Here is a 16,510-nt window from a genome sequence, read left to right as displayed (position 1 = left end):
GGAGGGCGTCGGGCCTACACTCGCGCACCCATGGCTCTCAAATCCACCATCTTCAAGGCCACCCTCGCGGTGGCCGACATCGACCACGGCTACTACGCCGACCATGCGCTGACCCTGGCGCGCCACCCCAGCGAGACCGACGAGCGGATGATGATCCGGCTGGTGGCGCTCGCGCTCAACGCGCACCAGCTGCAGGACATCTGCAACGGCGACGGCACGCTGGCCTTCGGCGCGGGGCTGTCGAACGTCGAGGAACCCGACGTGTGGCTGCGCGACTTCACGGGCCAGACCAAGATCTGGATCGAGGTCGGCCAGCCCGAGGACAAGCCCGTCATCAAGGCCTGCGGCAAGGCGGACGAGGTGATCGTCTATTGCTTCAACCACGCAGCCGAAATCTGGTGGCGCGGCATCGAGAACAAGCTCGCGCGGCCGCAGAACCTGAAGGTCTACCGCGTGCCGACCGAGGCCTCGCAGGCGCTCGCCAAGCTGGCGCAGCGCAGCATGCAGCTGCAGGCGACGATCCAGGAAAGCACGCTGACGCTCGGCGACGGCGTGAACAGCATCGACGTCGAACTGCTGCGCTGGAAGTAGTCCCGCGCCGCTAGGCGGCCGGCATCATCTCGCCGCACTGCCAGCACTGTTCGAAGCCGCCTTCGACCTGCTCGCCGCACACGCAACGCCAGCTGCGTTGCGGCCGGTTCTGCAGTTCGTGCAGCAGGCGCTTCGCGAGCTCGTACTGCGATTCGTCGTCGATCCAGATTTCGGGCAGGCACTGGTCGGGCGGCAACTGGCCCATGACCGCGCCGAGAAATTCGCGCTGCACCGTCGCGGCCACACCCTCTTCGCGCAACGCGTGCGCCCACACGGTCGCGATCGCGAGGTTGGGGGCTTGCGCGAGGCGGCGCATGGTCAGGGCGTCCAGTTTTTGTCGTCGTCGGGGTCGAACTCGGGCTCAGCGGCGGTTGGCTCGGCTTCGCGCGCGCGCTCGGCATAGCGGTTGAAGCGCCAGGCCGAGTCTTCCATGGTGATGCGGCGCCAGGTGACGCGCTTCTCGACCGGCGTCATCGCCGGCCAGTACTGCACCTCGTCGAAGCTGCGCCCGCAGCCCTTGCACTCGTCGTCGCCCTGGCTCGTCGAGCAGATCGCGATGCAGGGCGTGTCGGGCGTGCTGTGGTACCAATCGAGCCAGGCGGCCCATGCCTTGAGAGGAAAGCCGACCTCGTCGACCTCGTCTTCGTGGTGGAAGACCATGAGCGCGTAGACCTCGGCCAGCGCGCGCAGTTCGGGCGCCAGCGTGATGCCGTCGGGCGAGGGAGACTTCTCGCGCCAGTGGTTGATGGCGGCCTCGATGTCGGTGATGTGGATGGCGGCCATGAAGAGTGAAAAAACAGCGAGCGGCGATCATAGTCCCGCAATGTCCCGCCCCTTCCTAGGGCCATAGACGCTACTAAAAATAGAGCGTGCATCGCCCAGTGCATGCGGCCTGCAGAAGGATCGCTCTCAAATGTAAAGAAAACTTTTGGTTGCCTCGGCGCGGTCTTCAATGCTCTAATCCCGCCCACGAAGGGGAGTAGCTCCCGATCGCTGTCCCCGGGCAGCGTGAATCGTCAGGTCGTCAATACGAAGCACAACACTTCCGGCCTGACGGGCGACACACGCGCCGACGCCTGTCGGCGCGCCTGCTGTTGTCGAGCGAGACCTTCGATTTGAACCTGCGCAGGTTTGGTCGAAGCGTTCGCAAGTCCCCGGTGTCACCCGGCCTTCGCACCCCCGCTCTCGACCGCACCCGCGCAGGGTGAATCGAAACGCATCGGCATGCCGCTGCCCGTCGTGGTCCCCTCCAGGGAGCTGCGGGCGCGCTGCCAAGACAATGAGGAATCTATGGAACAGTTCATGACCCCGGAATTCTGGGTCGCGGTCGGTCAGATCATCATGATCGACATTCTTCTGGGCGGCGACAACGCTGTCGTCATCGCGCTGGCATGCCGCAAGCTGCCGCCCGCGCAACGCACCCAGGGCATCCTGTGGGGCACCGCCGGCGCCATCATCCTGCGCGTGATCCTGATCTTCTTCGCGCTCACGCTGCTCGCGATTCCGTTCCTGAAGCTGGTGGGCGCGATCCTGCTGCTGTGGATCGGCGTGAAACTGCTGGCCCCCGACCATGACGACGCGCACGGCAACATCACCGGCAGCGACAAGCTCTGGGGTGCCGTCAAGACCGTGATCATTGCCGACCTGGTGATGAGCGTGGACAACGTGATCGCCATCGCCGGTGCCGCACAAGGCGCGGGCGACGGCCACCAGATGCCGCTGGTGATCTTCGGTCTGCTCGTGAGCATCCCGATCATCGTCTGGGGCAGCCAGCTGGTCATCAAGCTGATGGACCGCTTCCCGATGATCATCACGCTGGGCGGCATGCTGCTGGGCTGGATCGCCGGCACGATGGCTGTGTCCGACCCCGCCCTGGCGAACCCGACCAACTGGACCTGGGTGCCGAAGGTGCCGCAGACCGACACCATCAAGTACGCCGCCGGCGTCTTCGGTGCGCTGCTGGTGCTGGCGATCGGCAAGTGGGTGGCCTCGCGCAAGCCGGCCCCCGCCACCCCGGCCCACTGAGCGTTCATCGGTCGATAAACGCCCTGCACTGAAACTTCTTGCATCAATCCGGTCTCTGTCACTCTAACTATCAAAGGAGAGCACTCATGGAAAAGATCATTCTTTACGTCGACGACGCCGTCTATGCCAGCGAGCAGTTCGCCGAACTGGCGCCGGATGCAGACAACGTCGTGGCGCGCCATTGGGTGCTCGTGGCCTGCGCGCCGCGCATGACACACCGGATCAGCAAGTGGGTGAGCCACAGCGCGCGCGAAAACTGGCGCGCCAAGTGGTTCAGCAAGGTGCAGGCGCAAATGCTGCCGCTGCTCGAACGCAACGGCGGCCAGGTGACGGCGGTGCTGGCCAAGGGCCCGCTGACCGACCTGACGCAGCAACTCAAGCGCGAGCACGCGGCCACCCACGTGGTCGATGCGCGCCGTCCGAAGATCGGCGTCGACCTCGAGCCGGTCGCGCCCGACCAGACCCCGCCCAAGCAATCGGGCTGGGCCTTTCCCGGCGCCGTGATGGGCATGGGCGCGCTGCTGGTGCTGGCGAACGAGCTGGCCGAGTAAGCCCAGGGCCACACGCCCTCCCGAACCGACACAAGCCCCGCTGCGGCAACGCAGCGGGGCTTGTTCTTTTGTGGGCCCTGTGGGGTATCCTGCGGCGCATGCGCATCCTCCTCAAATGGCTGCTCAGCGCCGTCGCGCTGCTCGCGGTCGCCTACCTCTACAGCGGCGTCCAGGTCCAGAGTTTCGGTTCGGCGCTGCTTGCGGCGGCCGTGATCGGCCTGCTCAACATGGTCGTGCGGCCGGTGCTGGTGATCCTGACGCTGCCGGTCACCATCGTCACGCTCGGGCTGTTCCTGTTCGTGATCAACGCCCTGCTGTTCTGGGCCGCCTCGGGCCTGCTCGGCGGCTTCCACGTCAGCGGCTTCTTCGCCGCGCTGGTGGGCTCGCTGATCTACTCGCTGCTCGGGCTGCTCATCGAGAGCGCACTGGGCGGGCTGCTGTCGTCACGGCGCTGAGCGCCGGCGGCAACGCCCTCTTCCTTCCCCTTCTTCATCACTTCAGCGGCGGCTCCTCGGCCTGCTGCTTGACCAGCACGTCGACGGCGCGCGCGCGCGTGTCGACGATCGATGCTTCGTAGTGGTCGATGGGCCCGCCCGACTTGCGGATCAGCTCCTGCGCCGCCTTGAAGCGGTCGCGCGCCGCCGGGTAATCGAGGATCGCCACGTTGGCCTCGGCATCGGCGCGAATGGCGCGCAGCGTGTCGTTCTGCGCACCGTACAGATTGGCCAGCGTGCGCCAGACCGTGGCATCGCGCGGGTGAACGGCCACCCAGTCGCGCAGCACGGGCACCATCGGCGCGGGTTGGCGTTGGGCGATCGCGGCTTCGGCGGCGAGGATCATCTCGGGCCGCTCCTTCGACTTGACATCGAGCAACACCGCCGCGCGAGGCGCGCCGCCGCCCGCGAGTTCGATCTCGGCCTGCAGCCAGCGCGCCTGCTTGGCCGCCGCCGCGTCGTCGGCCGTGCGCGCCACCAGCCGCTCGGCCAGCGCACGCGCCGCCTTGAAATCGCGCAGCTCCTTGGCCGCCATCGCGGCCGCGTAGAGCGTGCCCGCCTGCTGCGCCGGTGAACTGCCCGCGAACTCGCCGCTCGACGCCGCGTTGACCCACAGCCGCAGCACATCGACGCCCGGGCGCGTCAGCACGCGCGCGCGCGAAGCGACCATGGCGTGGTCCATCACCAGCGGCACCACCGGCGGTGCGGCATCGGCGCGGAACTGGAAGCGGCCCTGCATGTCCGAGATGCGCTCGGTCGTCAGCGGATGGCTGCGCAGGTAGGGGTACGAGCCGTTGTCGTTCAGGCGCGAGGCGTACTGCAGCTTCTCGAACATCGCCGCGGCGCCCTGCGGCGCAAAGCCCGCCTGCGTCATCACGCCGAAGCCGATGCGGTCGGCCTCGCGCTCCATGTCGCGCGAGAAGCTCAGCTGGTTCTGCATGAACAGCGCCTGGCTGCCCATGATCACGGCCTGGCCAGCGTCGGAATTGCGGCTCTTGCTGGCCGCGATCATCCCAAGGATCAGGCCGGCGATCATCAGGGGCATCTGCTTGCCCTGCTTGCTCATGATGCGCGAGATGTGGCGCTGCGTGACGTGCGACAGCTCGTGCCCGAGCACCGTCGCCAGCTCGTCGCGGCTGCCGACCGCGGCCAGCAGCCCCAGGTTCAGCCCGAGGTAGCCGCCCGGCAGCGCAAAGGCGTTGATGTTGCGGTCGCGCCCCAGCAGGATGGTCCAGGCGAAACGCTCGTCGAGCTCGGGTGTGAGTTCGCCACGCGCGCGCGCGGCGGCCAGCAGACGCTGCCAGATGTCCTGCACGTAGGCGGCGATCACCGGGTCGTCGATGTAGTCGGTGTCGCGGTACAGCTCGCGCACGATCTGGTCGCCCAGCTGGCGCTCGGCGCTCGCCGTCATCTCGCCGCCGTCACCGAGGCCCGGCAGGATCTGCTGCACCTGCGCCAGCGCGGGGGCCGGCAGCAGCACCTGGGAAGCTATCAAAAAGGTAGCGCACACCGCATGCCGGAGGGGCGTCGGGCGTGTTTTCTTGGGGGAAGAGGGAGTCAAGCGCGGCATTCCTCGTCTGTGGCTCGGGCTCGTATGATGCATCTTCAAAACGAACGTTCACCGATGAGCACCCTCACCCACTTCGACGCCCAAGGCCAGGCCCACATGGTCGACGTGGCGGCCAAGCCCGCCACCCACCGCGTGGCCGTGGCCACCGGCCGCATCGAGATGCAGCCCGCGACGCTGGCGCTGATCGAATCGGGCACCGCCAAGAAAGGCGACGTGCTGGGCATCGCGCGCATCGCCGGCATCCAGGCGGCAAAAAAGACCAGCGACCTGATCCCGCTGTGCCACCCGCTCGCGCTGACCCGCGTGGCCGTGGCCTTCGCGCTCGCCGAGGGCGGCCAGGCGCCGCAGGTGGCCTGCACCGCGACCGTCGAGACCGTCGGCCCGACCGGCGTGGAAATGGAAGCCCTGACCGCCGTGCAGGTCGCGCTGCTCACCATCTACGACATGTGCAAGGCCGTGGACCGCGGGATGCGCATCACCGACGTGCATGTGCTGGAGAAGCACGGCGGGAAGTCGGGGAGCTACGTCGCGACGACGGGCTGAGCCGGCGCGGCTACAGCTCGGGCGCGTCGTCCGGGCGATCTTCCAGCCAACGGGCGAACTCGACAGGAAACGCAGCGCGAAAGCGTTGTGCCCACATGTGGGCCTCGGCATCGCGGCCCACCAGCTCGGCACTTTCGATCAGCTTGACGATGACCCGCGGCTCGGGCGAGAAATGCACGACACGCGCGGCCAGCGCGTGCATCTGCGCGGCATTCGCGGGTGTGACGGCGGTGAGCGTCAGCTCGGCGAAATCCACCTGGCGTGAGAACAGCCACGAACCCTGGAGCTTGGCGAGCGTGTCGTCGCGGTAGGCCGGCAGGCGCGCCTCGCGCGGCAGGTAGATCTGGCTGATGCGGGTGTAGTCCCAGGCGGCATAGCCGATGACGGCGATCCAGGCTGCGGCGGCGAAGGCGGCGAGTTTCCTGCTGATCGCTTTTGGGCGCTTGGACGACGCCGGCCACAGGATGCCGAGGCACAGGCCGAACACCAGCTGGAACGGGCCGTACCAGAGCGGGTACTCGAGCAGGCTGTGCAACAGGATGACGGCAAGCAGGCCCCACGCCATCAGCCGCAAGGGGTCGCGCTCGCGCCACGGTTTCGCGGCCCACACCATCCAGAGGAAACCGCCGCAGATCAACAGCGCCGCCGGAATGCCCAGCTCGACCGCGAGGTGCAGCGGGAGGTTGTGGGCGTTGTCTAGGATCACGGGGAAACGCGGGCCGTTGTACAGCGTGGCGAAGTGCGCGAAGCTGAGTTCGCCCCAGCCCCAGCCGGTGAGGGGGCGCTGGGCGATGAGGGTCAGGACGTTTTGCCAGAGGACGACGCGGCTGTCGGTGGTGACGACGGCGGGTTGCAGGCGGTGGAGCATGCCGGTGCCGGCGGTTACTGCATGGCCGACATCGCCTCCGCTGGCCAAATACGGCATCAGCCAGTGCAGGGCGGCGTACAGCGGAATGGCGGCGAACAGGAGCTTGGGGGCGGGCAGGCGAAAGTCCACCGAGCCGGCATGCCGCGGCGCCAGACGGCGCTCCCGCCATGCCATGGCGCCGACACCCACGGCGATCAGCAGCAACTGCAAGAAGCCGGTGCGCGATCCTGAGGCCACAAGGGCCGCGACCAAGAGCACGCCGGCGGGAGCGAACAGCCCGCGGATGCGTTGGGACTGCGACGTGGCATGCCACCACAGCGCAGCGACCATCGCCAGATTGATCAGGGTGGCGAACTGATTGCGCTGGCGCAGGTTGCCCCAACCGCGGCCGGACGTGGGCGACGAGGTCAATGAACCCAGAAATTCCGTAAGACCGTAGTACTGGAGCAGGCCCAGAAGGGCACTGAGAAAACCTGCGGCGAGGAGGCCAGCGGCCAACGCGCGAGCCAGGGGTCCGCGCTGCTGCGCCACGCCTGCACCGAGGCAAGTGGCCGTCGCGATCCCTGCCAACGCGCCCAAGGTCGGCAGCAAGAGCGTGGTTCCGCGACCCAAGGCGGCGGACAGCACAACGAAAACCGCCATCACGGTCAGCCCGGCGCGCAGGCCCCTCGAGGGAACGGCGGACGGTGCCATCGCGAGCAGCCCGGCAACGCAGCCCCATGACATCAGCTGTTGCCAGACATTGATCGAAGGACCGCCCACCAGCGGAGAAAGAAAGGGCCAGGCCACGAGGCCGGCACAGGCGAATTCGGCAAGCCGTGAAGGCGCGTGCGAGGGAGGCGCCGGCAAGGACGCGTCAAGGCGATTCATCGACCCATCATGCCAACCGGCCGTCGCCGATGAGTGGCAGCACGTGGCGGATGAGTGGATTTGCATTTAGAAACAGTTATGGACACTCTATAACAATCCCAAATAACCATTGCCTGCCGCTCCGCTCGGCTACGGCAGCCGAGAGGCCAGTTCGATGACCAGACCACAAATCGCCATGAAAGCGGCTGCCGCGCAACGCCGGAGTTTGCAGGGTTTCACGCTCATCGAGCTCATGATCGTCGTGGCCGTCATCGGCATCCTCGCGGCGATCGCGCTACCGAGCTACAACGACTACGTTCGGCGCGGGCAACTGCCTGCAGCCTTCAACGGATTGTCGGAGTACCGCGTGAAGATGGAGCAGTACTACCAGGACAACCGGAACTACGGAGGCACCAACTGCGCCGATGGCACCAGCGGCACTGGATGGAACACGTTCCCCATCACGAAGGAACGTTTTACCTTCAGCTGCACACTGAACACCCGCACCGGCGTCTCAGGCGAGCAAAGCTACACCATCACCGCCGAGGGCGCCTCAGGGCGAGCGACCGGCCACACCTACACAATCAATGAACTGGGCACCCGCCAGACCACTGCATTCAAGGGAAGCACGGTTACCCAAACCTGCTGGCTGACCTCCTCGTCCACCTGCTGACCATGCGCACGCGCCGTTCGCCGCGTTCGCGCGGCTTCACTCTCGTCGAGCTGGTCGTCACCATCGCGGTGTTCGCGCTGCTTCTGCTCGCGGCCCTGCCATCGCTCGGCACCTGGACGGACAACACGCGCATCCGCAACGTCGCCAGCTCTTTGCTGGACGGCCTCCAGCTTGCGCGCGCGGAAGCCATTCGGCGCAACCAGAACGTCTCGTTCTGGCTGGTCAACATCGACAACCCCGCAGTGCTGAGCAACGACTGCACCCTGTCGAACATCAGCGGCTCCTGGGTGGTCAGCGTCAATTCGCCCATCGGGCATTGCGCGGACGCCCCGTCCACCGACTCCTCGCCCATGCTGGTCACAGGCCGAGCGGTCGGCGACGCCGGAGGCCGGGTGTCGGTGACGGCCGTATTGGCTGCCGGCTCATCCACCGCCGCCAATTCGGTCACGTTCAACGGCTTCGGCCGTCTTGTGAACACCACCGACGCCATCGGGCAGATCGACATCACAGGCCCAACGAGCGGCGCCACCTACCGCAACTTGCGCCTCGTCGTCAGCCCTGCCGGCCAAGTTCGCATGTGCGACCCGGATTCGGGTGTTGCGACCACAGACCCGCGGAGATGCTGATATGAAGACACGAGCCCCTTCGCACTTCCTCCCCCCGTCTCGCGCTTCACGTGGAGCCATGCCACCTGCGAGACGCATACGCGGCATTGCCCTGATCGAAGTGCTCATCGCGCTGCTGATCTTCATGCTTGGCGTGCTCGGACTGGTGGGCCTGCAAGCCACGATGACACGGGCTCAGACCGATTCGAAATCCCGCGCCGATGCCGCCTACCTGGCCACCGAACTCATCGGCCGCATGTGGGGCGACCTCACGAACATGGCGTCCTACAGCGGCTCCGGCTGCGCATCGCAGACACGCTGCAAGGAATGGCAGGACAAGGTGAGCCAGACGCTGCCCCGAGGCACGGGCGCGGTGACCGTGGCTTCCGGCACGGGCGATGTTCAGGTCACGGTCGGCTGGACCATGCCCAACGGCGATACACGCCAGTACGTCACGAGCACCACGATTTCCAAGTCGGCGAACTGAGATGAAATCGACTTCTTCACATCCTTTCGCTGCACCTTCCCAGCGCGGCTTCACGCTGATCGAGCTCATGGTCGGCCTGGTACTCGGCATGCTCACGGTGCTCGTGATCACGCAGGTGCTCGCACTCGCCGAAGGCAAGCGGCGCGCCATCACGATGGGTGGCGATGCGCAAATCAACGGCTCGCTGTCGATCTTCGCGCTCCAGCGGGACATCCAGCAAGCCGGGTATGGCGCGGCAGCCAGCCCCGACGCACTGGGTTGCCCGGTGACGCGCCAGTTCGATGTCTCCGGCACCTCCACGACCTTCACGCTGGCGCCGGTGCTGATCACCGACGGGGGTAGCGGCGGCGCACCCGACACCATCACCATTCTTCAATCCAACACCCCCAACTTCTCCACCCCGATGCTGTTGATGGGCAACCATGCGCAGACCGACGACCATTTCACCGTCAGCTCGTCACTCAATGCCAGCGTCGGCAATCTGATGATCGCGGTGCCGAAAACGCAATCGGCCAGTGCCGGCTGCGCCCTCTTCAGCGTGACCAACGACACCAGCGCTGCGACCACGACATTGAGCAGCACCAACGTGCCGCACGTCGCGGGTGCGGGGCCGTTGACCAAGTGGAATCAGAGTGCCGTTTTTCCAACAGGCGGCTATGAAGCCGGCAGCTACCTGCTGAACATGGGTTCGATGGTGCTGCGTAGCTATTCCATTGATCAACTGAGCTTGAAGACGGACGACTTCACACCGACGAGCACGGCTGTCACGTCTTCGGTCCTCTATCCGCAGATCGTCAACTTGCAAGCGTTCTACGGCAAGGACACGAACGGCGACGGCATCGTCGATGCCTATGACACCGTGCTTCCCACGACCAGCGCCGGCTGGATGCAGGTGCTGACCATTCGGATTGCAGTGGTCGCGCGCAGCAACCAATACGAGAAAGACGCGGTCACCGGAGACACGATTCCGTGGGATATCGGCACCACCTCGACCTTCACCAACCTTACGCCGGCGACTTGCCCCAACGGCACCAGCAAGTGCCTCCCACTCAAGATCAACCATGTGACCGAATGGGCGCACTACCGCTACAAGGTCTACGACACGATCGTGCCCTTGCGCAACGTCATCTGGAACTCGTGATGAACTCCTTCCCGACCTCTTTGCGCACGCGCGCTCCCTTGCACCAGCGCGGCGCCTCGCTGCTCTTCGCGCTGCTCACGCTGGTAGCCATGCTGCTGGCCACGCTCGCACTGGTGCGCTCGGTAGACACGAGCACCACGCTGCTGGGCAACATCGGTTTCAAGCAGGACGCCACTGTCGCAACCGACCAGGCAGCACGGACCGCCATCGACTGGCTGTCGACAAACGCTGCCAGCCTCAATACCAGCCTGGCCGCCAACGGCTACTACGCCAACACCAAAGAGTTTGCCGACGACGGAACCACCACCGCTGGCCAGGTCGACGTGACAGGCGGCCAACTGGCTGCCGCCAGTCGACGTCTCGTGGACTGGGACAACGATACGTGCCGCTCGGCGGCCTCGGGCACCTACGCGGACTGCACCATCAAGACGGCGAGCGCCGGCACGATCAATGGCAACAGCGCGCGCTACGTCATCTTCAGGCTGTGCAACAAACCGGGCGACTACGGGACCGACAACACGATCCATTGCGCCAAACCCATGAATGCCGCGGGCACGTCGGCGACGAAGCGCGGCGAGCTGAACTATTCGGACTACGCCCGCTTTGCCAACGCCGCAGGGCCCTACTACCGCGTCGTGGTGCGGGTGACGGGCGCCCGCAACACCGCCAGTTTTGCCGAGACCATCGTGCACTTCTGAGTGCGACGGAACGCCCAAGAAAGCCTGCTCATGACGCCTCAATTTCTCCGCTCGTCGAACACCGGCCGTGCCGCACATTGGCGCCTCGCGGCGCTGTGCGCCCTGATCCCGCTTGGCGTTCTGGGCTTCGCGCTCAGCACGTCGTCGCAGACATCGAACACCACCGACCTCGCCAACGAACCGCTGGCCACACGCGGCAACGTGCAGGCCAAGCCGAACCTGCTGTTCCTGCTTGACAACTCAGGTTCGATGAACTGGAGCTACATGCCGGACAAGCTCGGCGTCTCGTCGGGCAATGCCGACCAACCTTACGCCGAGTGGTACGGCTATCGGACGGCCCAGTGCAATGGCATCGCCTACGACCCCTCCTTGACCTACGCACCGCCGCTCGACTCGGCAAAGACGGAGTACGCAGCCTCATCTTTCAATGCAGCCTGGTCTGACGGCTACACCAAGGACTCGACCATTGATCTTTCCAAGGCGACACCGATCACGGCGTCTTCGATCAGCACCGGCACGGGAACAAAAACCTTCACGATGACGGCCGGGACGTACAGCAGTTCGACCTTCGCCGTGGGCGATAGCGTCACGATCACCAGCGGGACGAATTCCGCAGCCAGCATGAGTGGTGTCATCACGGACTGGAGCAGCAGCAGCACCTGGGGCGGTGGACGGACCTGGTACCTCGAAGTGCTCGTGAGCGAAGCCACGGGCAGCGGCTCATCCACCGACTGGACGGTGACACTCACGCCTACTTACTACACGTACAAGGCGCCCGGCACCCAAGCCGCCGTCAACTGGACCTACAACAGCAACGGTGCCGTCGACACATCCACGACTTTCTATCGAGAGTGCACCAGCAACATTGGCGCCACCCCGGGAAGTAATGTCTTCGAAAAGCACACGGTGACGAATGCATCGCCAGCGGAAGTCAAGACCAACTATGCCAATTGGTATTCGTACTATCGCAAGCGCTATCTTTTGATGCGCACGGCCATGGGACGGGCCATTTCGCCCTTGAACGAAAATTACCGCGTCGGCTTCTCGACCATCAGCGACGTGGGCGTCGTGGACGGGGCCAGCGACGGAGGTTCGGGCACCGGCTACTTCCGTGACGTCAAGGACTTCACCCAAACCCAGAAGGACAACTTCTACAGCAGCCTGTACGGCTCCCAGCCCAGCGGCAGCACGCCGTTGCGTGTCGCTCTCTCCAAGGCGGGACGCTACTTCGGCAAGAAGTTCGATGGCCAATACGACCCGATGCAGTACTCCTGCCAGCGCAACTACGCGCTGCTATCGACCGATGGTTATTGGAATGGCGGCAAGGGCGTCCAGTTGAATGGCACTGAGATGGGGCAGCAGGACGGTGACGAAGTCCGCCCCATGGTGGACAACTCGGTCGGCGTGGTGACAAGGGTCGTGACCTACACAGCGCCCGCAACGGCAACGGAGACGCTGCGCCAGACACGAACGCTGGACTGGTCGCGCAAGGTGGTCACCGTGGCTCGGTCGACGGGCGGCGGAGACTGCTCGAACAAGCAGTATCTGATCACCAAGAAGCCGCAGACGTACACGCAGCAAACCGAGACCCAAACATCCGTGACGCCGCAACGCGGCACCGCCACCTACACCGTCACGACCGTGATAACGGGTGGGGTTGCAGCACAGCCGGTGACCAGTTCGATTGCTTATTCAGGCTGGACCTATTCGGGCGTCGCAAACATCACCACCAGCAGAGACACTCTGCGTTCCAACCCGACCACCTCCAGCACCGGCTGGTTCGACAACGGCCCGATCGACACCTCGAGCTGCTCGGGGACTAGAGGCACATTGAACAACATCGCCTACGACCCAAGCGGCGGCGGTGCTTTGAGTGGCTGGAGCCCTCTCTCGAGCGGCACGCCCAGCAGCGCGATCAATACCCCGCGCCAGGATCAGTTCACCGCCAGCGATCCTGCGGACACCCGCTCATCCACGGGTGGCACAGCCAACACGCTCGCCGACGTCGCCCAGTACTACTACAAGACGGACCTGCGCAACGGCAGCAACTGCACGTCCACCTCGTCCAGCAACGGCTCTCAGGACGTGTGCGCGAACATCGTGCGCACGACTGCCACCGACCTTGCCACCTGGCAGCACATGAACACGTTCACCATCGGCCTCGGTGTGAGCGGCACGCTGGCGTATGACAAGGACTACCTGACACAAACGGCCGGTTCCTATGCCGACATCGTCCGTGGTCCGCTGAACTGGCCATCACCAGGCAACACCGAATCCACCTCGGGCAGCGGTGGCGACGCCCGCAACGTGGACGATCTGTGGCATGCCGCAGTCAACGGACGCGGTCAGTATTACTCGGCGCTGAATGCCGGTTCGCTGGCCGAGGCCATCAATGGTGTCGTCTCGACGGTCCAGCAGGTGGCCGGTGCCGGTGCCGCTGCCTCGACCAGTTCGCTGGAACTCGTGGCCGGGAACAACAACCAGGTCTTCCGGGCCAGCTACACGACCCAGGCCTGGACTGGTGACCTGCAAGCCTATGCGCTCAACGGCGCGGACGCCACCATCGGCGCACGCGCCTGGTCCGCGCAAGCGCTGTTGGATGCTGCGACGCCCGCAAACCGCAATATCTATTTCAACAGCAGTGGCACCCTGCAAGGCTTTACCTACAACAATCTGGGCTCCACGCTGCAGGCATATTTCGACAATCGCATGTGCTCGACCAGCTTGACGGCGACCCAGTGCTCGCGGCTGTCCGTGAATGACAAGGCCACGGCGAATTCTGGCGCCAACCTTGTCAACTATCTACGCGGCGTTCGAACGCACGAATCGCAGAGTGTCAATGCCTCCGTTGCGGCGCTCTATCGCAAGCGGGAACATGTGCTGGGCGACATCGTGAACGGTGCTCCAGTGCATGTCGGCAAGCCACCATTCCGCTATGCAGACACGGGCTACGCGGACTTCGTTGCCGCGAAGGCAACACGCAAGAATGTCGTCTACGTCGCGGCCAACGACGGCATGCTGCACGCCTTCTCGTCCGACACCGCAGACGGCGGCACCGAACTCTGGGCTTTCGTCCCCACCGCGGTGATGCCCAATCTGTACAAGCTGGCGGACTCCGCTTACGGCGCCAACCACCAGTATTTCGTGGACGGCGCGCCGGTGATGGCTGACATCAAAGTCGGCACCACATGGAAGACCATCCTCGTGGGTGGACTCAATCTTGGCGGCAAGAGCTACTACGCACTGGACATCACGGACCCCACCAGCCCCTCGATGCTGTGGGAGTTCAGCGACGACAACCTGGGCTACAGCTATGGCAACCCGGTCATCACCAAGAGGGCGGACGGCACTTGGGTGGTCGTGTTCGCATCCGGGTACAACAACACCTCCGGGGACGGCAAGGGCCACTTGTTCGTGTTGAACGCCAACACCGGCGAGAAGCTGCATGACATTCTGACCACCGCCGGCAGCTCTACTGCGCCCAGTGGACTGGCCAAGATCAACGCATGGATCGACGACGCAGCGAACAACACAAGCAAGCGCTTCTACGGCGGCGACATGCTGGGCAACCTGTGGCGTTTCGACATTGACGGCCTGATCGAGCCGAAGCGTGCAGCCCTCAAGCTCGCGACCTTCCAGGTCGGCACGACACCGCAGCCGATCACAACGAAACCGGAAACCGTGGAGATTGCAGGGAAGCCGGTAGTCATCGTGGGAACCGGCCGCTATCTGGGCCAGAACGACATCACGGACTCCACGCAGCAGAGCATTTATGCAGTGAAGGACCCGCTGACAAACAACGGCTGGGGCGACGTGCGTACCGACACGACCAATTTCGTGCGGCAAACCTTCACGCTAGCCGGAACAGAAGCCGAGGCACGGACCGCATCAGTTTCCAACAATGCGGTCAACTTCTCAACGAAGGCAGGATGGTGGATTGACTTGCCGCATGGCCGCGAGCGCATTGCGACCAACCTGGGCTTGCAACTGAACACTCTCGCGATTGCGACTGCCATTCCCAATGGTGACGCCTGCGCTTCGGGAGGTTCATCGTGGCGCTATTACCTAAACGCGGCCAATGGCGGCGTGGTGACTACTAACCCGTCAGGGACCCTGTGGAGCGACAACTCGCTGATCGTGGGGATGAGCTGGGTGAAAGACAGCAACGGGAACATCCGCATCATCTATCAGCGGAGCAATGGGGATCTAGGGTCAGAAGTTCCCCCGGTCCCGCCCTCGTCGGGAGGGGGTTCTGCGCATCGGACTTCATGGCGAGAGCTGGTGAACTAGATGTTTCCCGAATGGAGAAGGAGCATGACCGCGAAGCCAAATCACCTTCTCCCAGTCACACCGGAGAAGCATCTGGGGCAGCCGCGCATACAGGGATGCCACTTGCCGCCTAGAAACGAGGGTCGGCCTCGATGTTCCAGCTTCCGTCATGTCCCGTACAGCTTGTATGGTTGAGGCGCTGGAGTGGAGGGACTCGTTTCGCACTCGGCCACGGCAGCGGACCGACAGTCTTGAGATTTCTCCCGCCCCACCTTCCAACGTCGATTAGGAACTGAGCGGAGTTCCGTTTTGAAGGGGACGACCGCCGATCTGGACGCAAGCAAACGTGGTTGGTGGGCTGCACCCCAGCTTGGCAAATTGTCCAACCGGAGGTACTGCCATGCAAGAACCAACCCTGTTCGTCGGCGTGGGTGTTTCCAAGGCCGGTCGTTTCGCTGGGGTCTGAACACCGACCTCGCAGCGTGACCAACGATGCGACCAGCATTGCTCACTGGCTGCGGGAGATGCCGCCCGGCGCCCTCATCGCGATGGAATCGACGGGGAGATATCACGGGTTGCTGGCTCACTTGGCGAGTCAGGCCGGCCTGGTGTATGTGCTCAATGCACGCGACGTGTACTTCTACGCGCGGGCCCTGGGCACCAGGGCCAAAACCGACGGTGTGGATGCCGGGGTCATTGCCCGCTATCTGGCCGAGCACCATGAACATCTGCATCCCTGGCGGCCTGCCAGCTCGGTGCAACAACGGCTGCAGGATCTGCTCACCCGTCGGGCACAGCTGGCGACGCAGCGCTCGGGCTTGAAGCAGATCGTGCGCGATGTGGATGTTCGAGACATCGGTGCCGGCGCCGTGTACGAGGCTTTCGATGCCTTACTGGATGCGATGGACGACTGCGTAGCAGATGCCAGAGATTACGCACGATCACGGGCATCGGTGCGCAGAACTCGGCCTGCTGGCAACCCTGTTCAGTCGCTTCGAATTCGCCACCGCAGATGCACTGGTGGCCGCCCCCTCGGCCCAATGATCCGGGCACCGAGCATGGCACGCGTCGTCTGAGCAAGGAGGGGGCGGTCGCTGCTGCAGCGGCAAATCTACTTCAAAGCTGCTCGACGAGTCATCGCAAGGC

The 16,510-nt window shown here is 64.6% G+C and carries 16 protein-coding genes; 12 read left to right on the top strand and 4 right to left on the bottom strand.

Annotated elements, in window-relative coordinates:
• The first annotated feature begins 30 nt into the window (after nucleotides 1-30).
• The gene (locus CY658_RS14185; RefSeq protein WP_101490819.1) at nucleotides 31-591 is read left to right on the top strand and encodes a YaeQ family protein; all 561 of its coding nucleotides are present in this window, start codon (nucleotides 31-33) and stop codon (nucleotides 589-591) included.
• Between the two features lie 10 nt (nucleotides 592-601).
• Here CY658_RS14185 and CY658_RS14180 read toward each other — a convergent pair whose 3' ends face one another.
• Both CY658_RS14180 and CY658_RS14175 read right to left on the bottom strand, forming a co-directional pair.
• On the bottom strand, nucleotides 602-907 hold the full coding sequence (locus tag CY658_RS14180; protein WP_101490818.1) for a putative signal transducing protein: 306 nt from the start codon (nucleotides 905-907) through the stop codon (nucleotides 602-604).
• A 2-nt stretch (nucleotides 908-909) separates the two neighbouring features.
• Complete coding sequence (locus CY658_RS14175) at nucleotides 910-1,374, bottom strand: DUF3717 domain-containing protein (protein WP_101490817.1); 465 nt, start codon at nucleotides 1,372-1,374, stop codon at nucleotides 910-912.
• 507 nt (nucleotides 1,375-1,881) lie between these two features.
• Between CY658_RS14175 and CY658_RS14170 the strand changes: the two genes are divergently transcribed.
• The 3 genes from CY658_RS14170 to CY658_RS14160 all read left to right on the top strand — a co-directional run bounded on the left by CY658_RS14170 (nucleotide 1,882) and on the right by CY658_RS14160 (nucleotide 3,622).
• On the top strand, nucleotides 1,882-2,616 hold the full coding sequence (locus CY658_RS14170; protein ID WP_101490816.1) for a TerC family protein: 735 nt from the start codon (nucleotides 1,882-1,884) through the stop codon (nucleotides 2,614-2,616).
• Between the two features lie 86 nt (nucleotides 2,617-2,702).
• Nucleotides 2,703-3,167, top strand: coding sequence for a hypothetical protein (locus CY658_RS14165; protein WP_101490815.1), 465 nt, complete (start codon nucleotides 2,703-2,705; stop codon nucleotides 3,165-3,167).
• A 98-nt stretch (nucleotides 3,168-3,265) separates the two neighbouring features.
• Nucleotides 3,266-3,622 (top strand): phage holin family protein, encoded by a 357-nt coding sequence (locus tag CY658_RS14160; RefSeq protein WP_101490814.1) that lies wholly within the window; start codon nucleotides 3,266-3,268, stop codon nucleotides 3,620-3,622.
• Between the two features lie 37 nt (nucleotides 3,623-3,659).
• On the opposite strand, the gene CY658_RS14155 is transcribed toward CY658_RS14160, so the two are convergent.
• Complete coding sequence (locus tag CY658_RS14155; RefSeq protein WP_101490813.1) at nucleotides 3,660-5,231, bottom strand: M48 family metalloprotease; 1,572 nt, start codon at nucleotides 5,229-5,231, stop codon at nucleotides 3,660-3,662.
• 54 nt (nucleotides 5,232-5,285) lie between these two features.
• On the opposite strand from CY658_RS14155, the gene moaC reads away from it, so the two are divergent.
• Entirely contained in the window at nucleotides 5,286-5,774 is a 489-nt protein-coding gene (moaC, locus tag CY658_RS14150; protein ID WP_101490812.1) for a cyclic pyranopterin monophosphate synthase MoaC, read from the top strand.
• Nucleotides 5,775-5,784: 10 nt separating this feature from the next.
• Here the strand turns inward: moaC and CY658_RS14145 are convergent, their stop codons facing one another.
• On the bottom strand, nucleotides 5,785-7,512 hold the full coding sequence (locus CY658_RS14145) for a PglL family O-oligosaccharyltransferase (protein WP_180838950.1): 1,728 nt from the start codon (nucleotides 7,510-7,512) through the stop codon (nucleotides 5,785-5,787).
• A gap of 154 nt (nucleotides 7,513-7,666) precedes the next feature.
• Here CY658_RS14145 and CY658_RS14140 point away from each other — a divergent pair, with 154 nt between their 5' ends.
• From CY658_RS14140 to CY658_RS14110, 7 genes are all read left to right on the top strand, one after another.
• Nucleotides 7,667-8,164, top strand: coding sequence for a type IV pilin protein (locus CY658_RS14140; RefSeq protein ID WP_308217210.1), 498 nt, complete (start codon nucleotides 7,667-7,669; stop codon nucleotides 8,162-8,164).
• A gap of 2 nt (nucleotides 8,165-8,166) precedes the next feature.
• Complete coding sequence (locus tag CY658_RS14135) at nucleotides 8,167-8,790, top strand: GspH/FimT family pseudopilin (RefSeq protein ID WP_101490810.1); 624 nt, start codon at nucleotides 8,167-8,169, stop codon at nucleotides 8,788-8,790.
• Between the two features lie 58 nt (nucleotides 8,791-8,848).
• Nucleotides 8,849-9,256 carry a type IV pilus modification PilV family protein gene (locus CY658_RS14130; RefSeq protein WP_101490809.1) on the top strand — a complete coding sequence of 136 codons (408 nt, stop codon included), beginning with the start codon at nucleotides 8,849-8,851 and terminating at the stop codon, nucleotides 9,254-9,256.
• A 1-nt stretch (nucleotide 9,257) separates the two neighbouring features.
• On the top strand, nucleotides 9,258-10,397 hold the full coding sequence (locus tag CY658_RS14125) for a PilW family protein (protein ID WP_180838969.1): 1,140 nt from the start codon (nucleotides 9,258-9,260) through the stop codon (nucleotides 10,395-10,397).
• Nucleotides 10,397-11,095 carry a pilus assembly protein PilX gene (locus CY658_RS14120; RefSeq protein WP_101490807.1) on the top strand — a complete coding sequence of 233 codons (699 nt, stop codon included), beginning with the start codon at nucleotides 10,397-10,399 and terminating at the stop codon, nucleotides 11,093-11,095. The genes CY658_RS14125 and CY658_RS14120 overlap by 1 nt, the downstream gene beginning before the upstream one ends.
• A 30-nt stretch (nucleotides 11,096-11,125) precedes the next feature.
• Nucleotides 11,126-15,385 carry a PilC/PilY family type IV pilus protein gene (locus tag CY658_RS14115; protein ID WP_101490806.1) on the top strand — a complete coding sequence of 1,420 codons (4,260 nt, stop codon included), beginning with the start codon at nucleotides 11,126-11,128 and terminating at the stop codon, nucleotides 15,383-15,385.
• Nucleotides 15,386-15,846: 461 nt separating this feature from the next.
• Complete coding sequence (locus CY658_RS14110) at nucleotides 15,847-16,440, top strand: IS110 family transposase (RefSeq protein WP_180838949.1); 594 nt, start codon at nucleotides 15,847-15,849, stop codon at nucleotides 16,438-16,440.
• The last annotated feature ends 70 nt before the right edge of the window (nucleotides 16,441-16,510 follow it).

This window comes from Variovorax sp. RO1, assembly GCF_002849325.1.
In the GTDB taxonomy this organism is placed as follows: Bacteria; Pseudomonadota; Gammaproteobacteria; order Burkholderiales; family Burkholderiaceae_C; genus Variovorax.
The sequence above is the reverse complement of the archived record's forward strand: the minus strand, read 5'-3'. Positions and strand labels throughout refer to the sequence as shown.

Bases quoted from the DNA above. Each gene is read 5' to 3' on its own strand.
- CY658_RS14185 (WP_101490819.1), top strand. From the start codon at position 31: ATGGCTCTCAAATCCACCATCTTCAAGGCCACCCTCGCGGTGGCCGAC.
- CY658_RS14175 (WP_101490817.1), bottom strand. From the start codon at position 1,374: ATGGCCGCCATCCACATCACCGACATCGAGGCCGCCATCAACCACTGG.
- CY658_RS14165 (WP_101490815.1), top strand. From the start codon at position 2,703: ATGGAAAAGATCATTCTTTACGTCGACGACGCCGTCTATGCCAGCGAG.
- CY658_RS14160 (WP_101490814.1), top strand. From the start codon at position 3,266: ATGCGCATCCTCCTCAAATGGCTGCTCAGCGCCGTCGCGCTGCTCGCG.
- CY658_RS14130 (WP_101490809.1), top strand. From the start codon at position 8,849: ATGCCACCTGCGAGACGCATACGCGGCATTGCCCTGATCGAAGTGCTC.
- CY658_RS14125 (WP_180838969.1), top strand. From the start codon at position 9,258: ATGAAATCGACTTCTTCACATCCTTTCGCTGCACCTTCCCAGCGCGGC.
- CY658_RS14170 (WP_101490816.1), top strand. From the start codon at position 1,882: ATGGAACAGTTCATGACCCCGGAATTCTGGGTCGCGGTCGGTCAGATC.
- CY658_RS14145 (WP_180838950.1), bottom strand. From the start codon at position 7,512: ATGAATCGCCTTGACGCGTCCTTGCCGGCGCCTCCCTCGCACGCGCCT.
- CY658_RS14180 (WP_101490818.1), bottom strand. From the start codon at position 907: ATGCGCCGCCTCGCGCAAGCCCCCAACCTCGCGATCGCGACCGTGTGG.
- moaC (WP_101490812.1), top strand. From the start codon at position 5,286: ATGAGCACCCTCACCCACTTCGACGCCCAAGGCCAGGCCCACATGGTC.
- CY658_RS14140 (WP_308217210.1), top strand. From the start codon at position 7,667: ATGACCAGACCACAAATCGCCATGAAAGCGGCTGCCGCGCAACGCCGG.
- CY658_RS14135 (WP_101490810.1), top strand. From the start codon at position 8,167: ATGCGCACGCGCCGTTCGCCGCGTTCGCGCGGCTTCACTCTCGTCGAG.
- CY658_RS14155 (WP_101490813.1), bottom strand. From the start codon at position 5,231: ATGCCGCGCTTGACTCCCTCTTCCCCCAAGAAAACACGCCCGACGCCC.
- CY658_RS14120 (WP_101490807.1), top strand. From the start codon at position 10,397: ATGAACTCCTTCCCGACCTCTTTGCGCACGCGCGCTCCCTTGCACCAG.
- CY658_RS14115 (WP_101490806.1), top strand. From the start codon at position 11,126: ATGACGCCTCAATTTCTCCGCTCGTCGAACACCGGCCGTGCCGCACAT.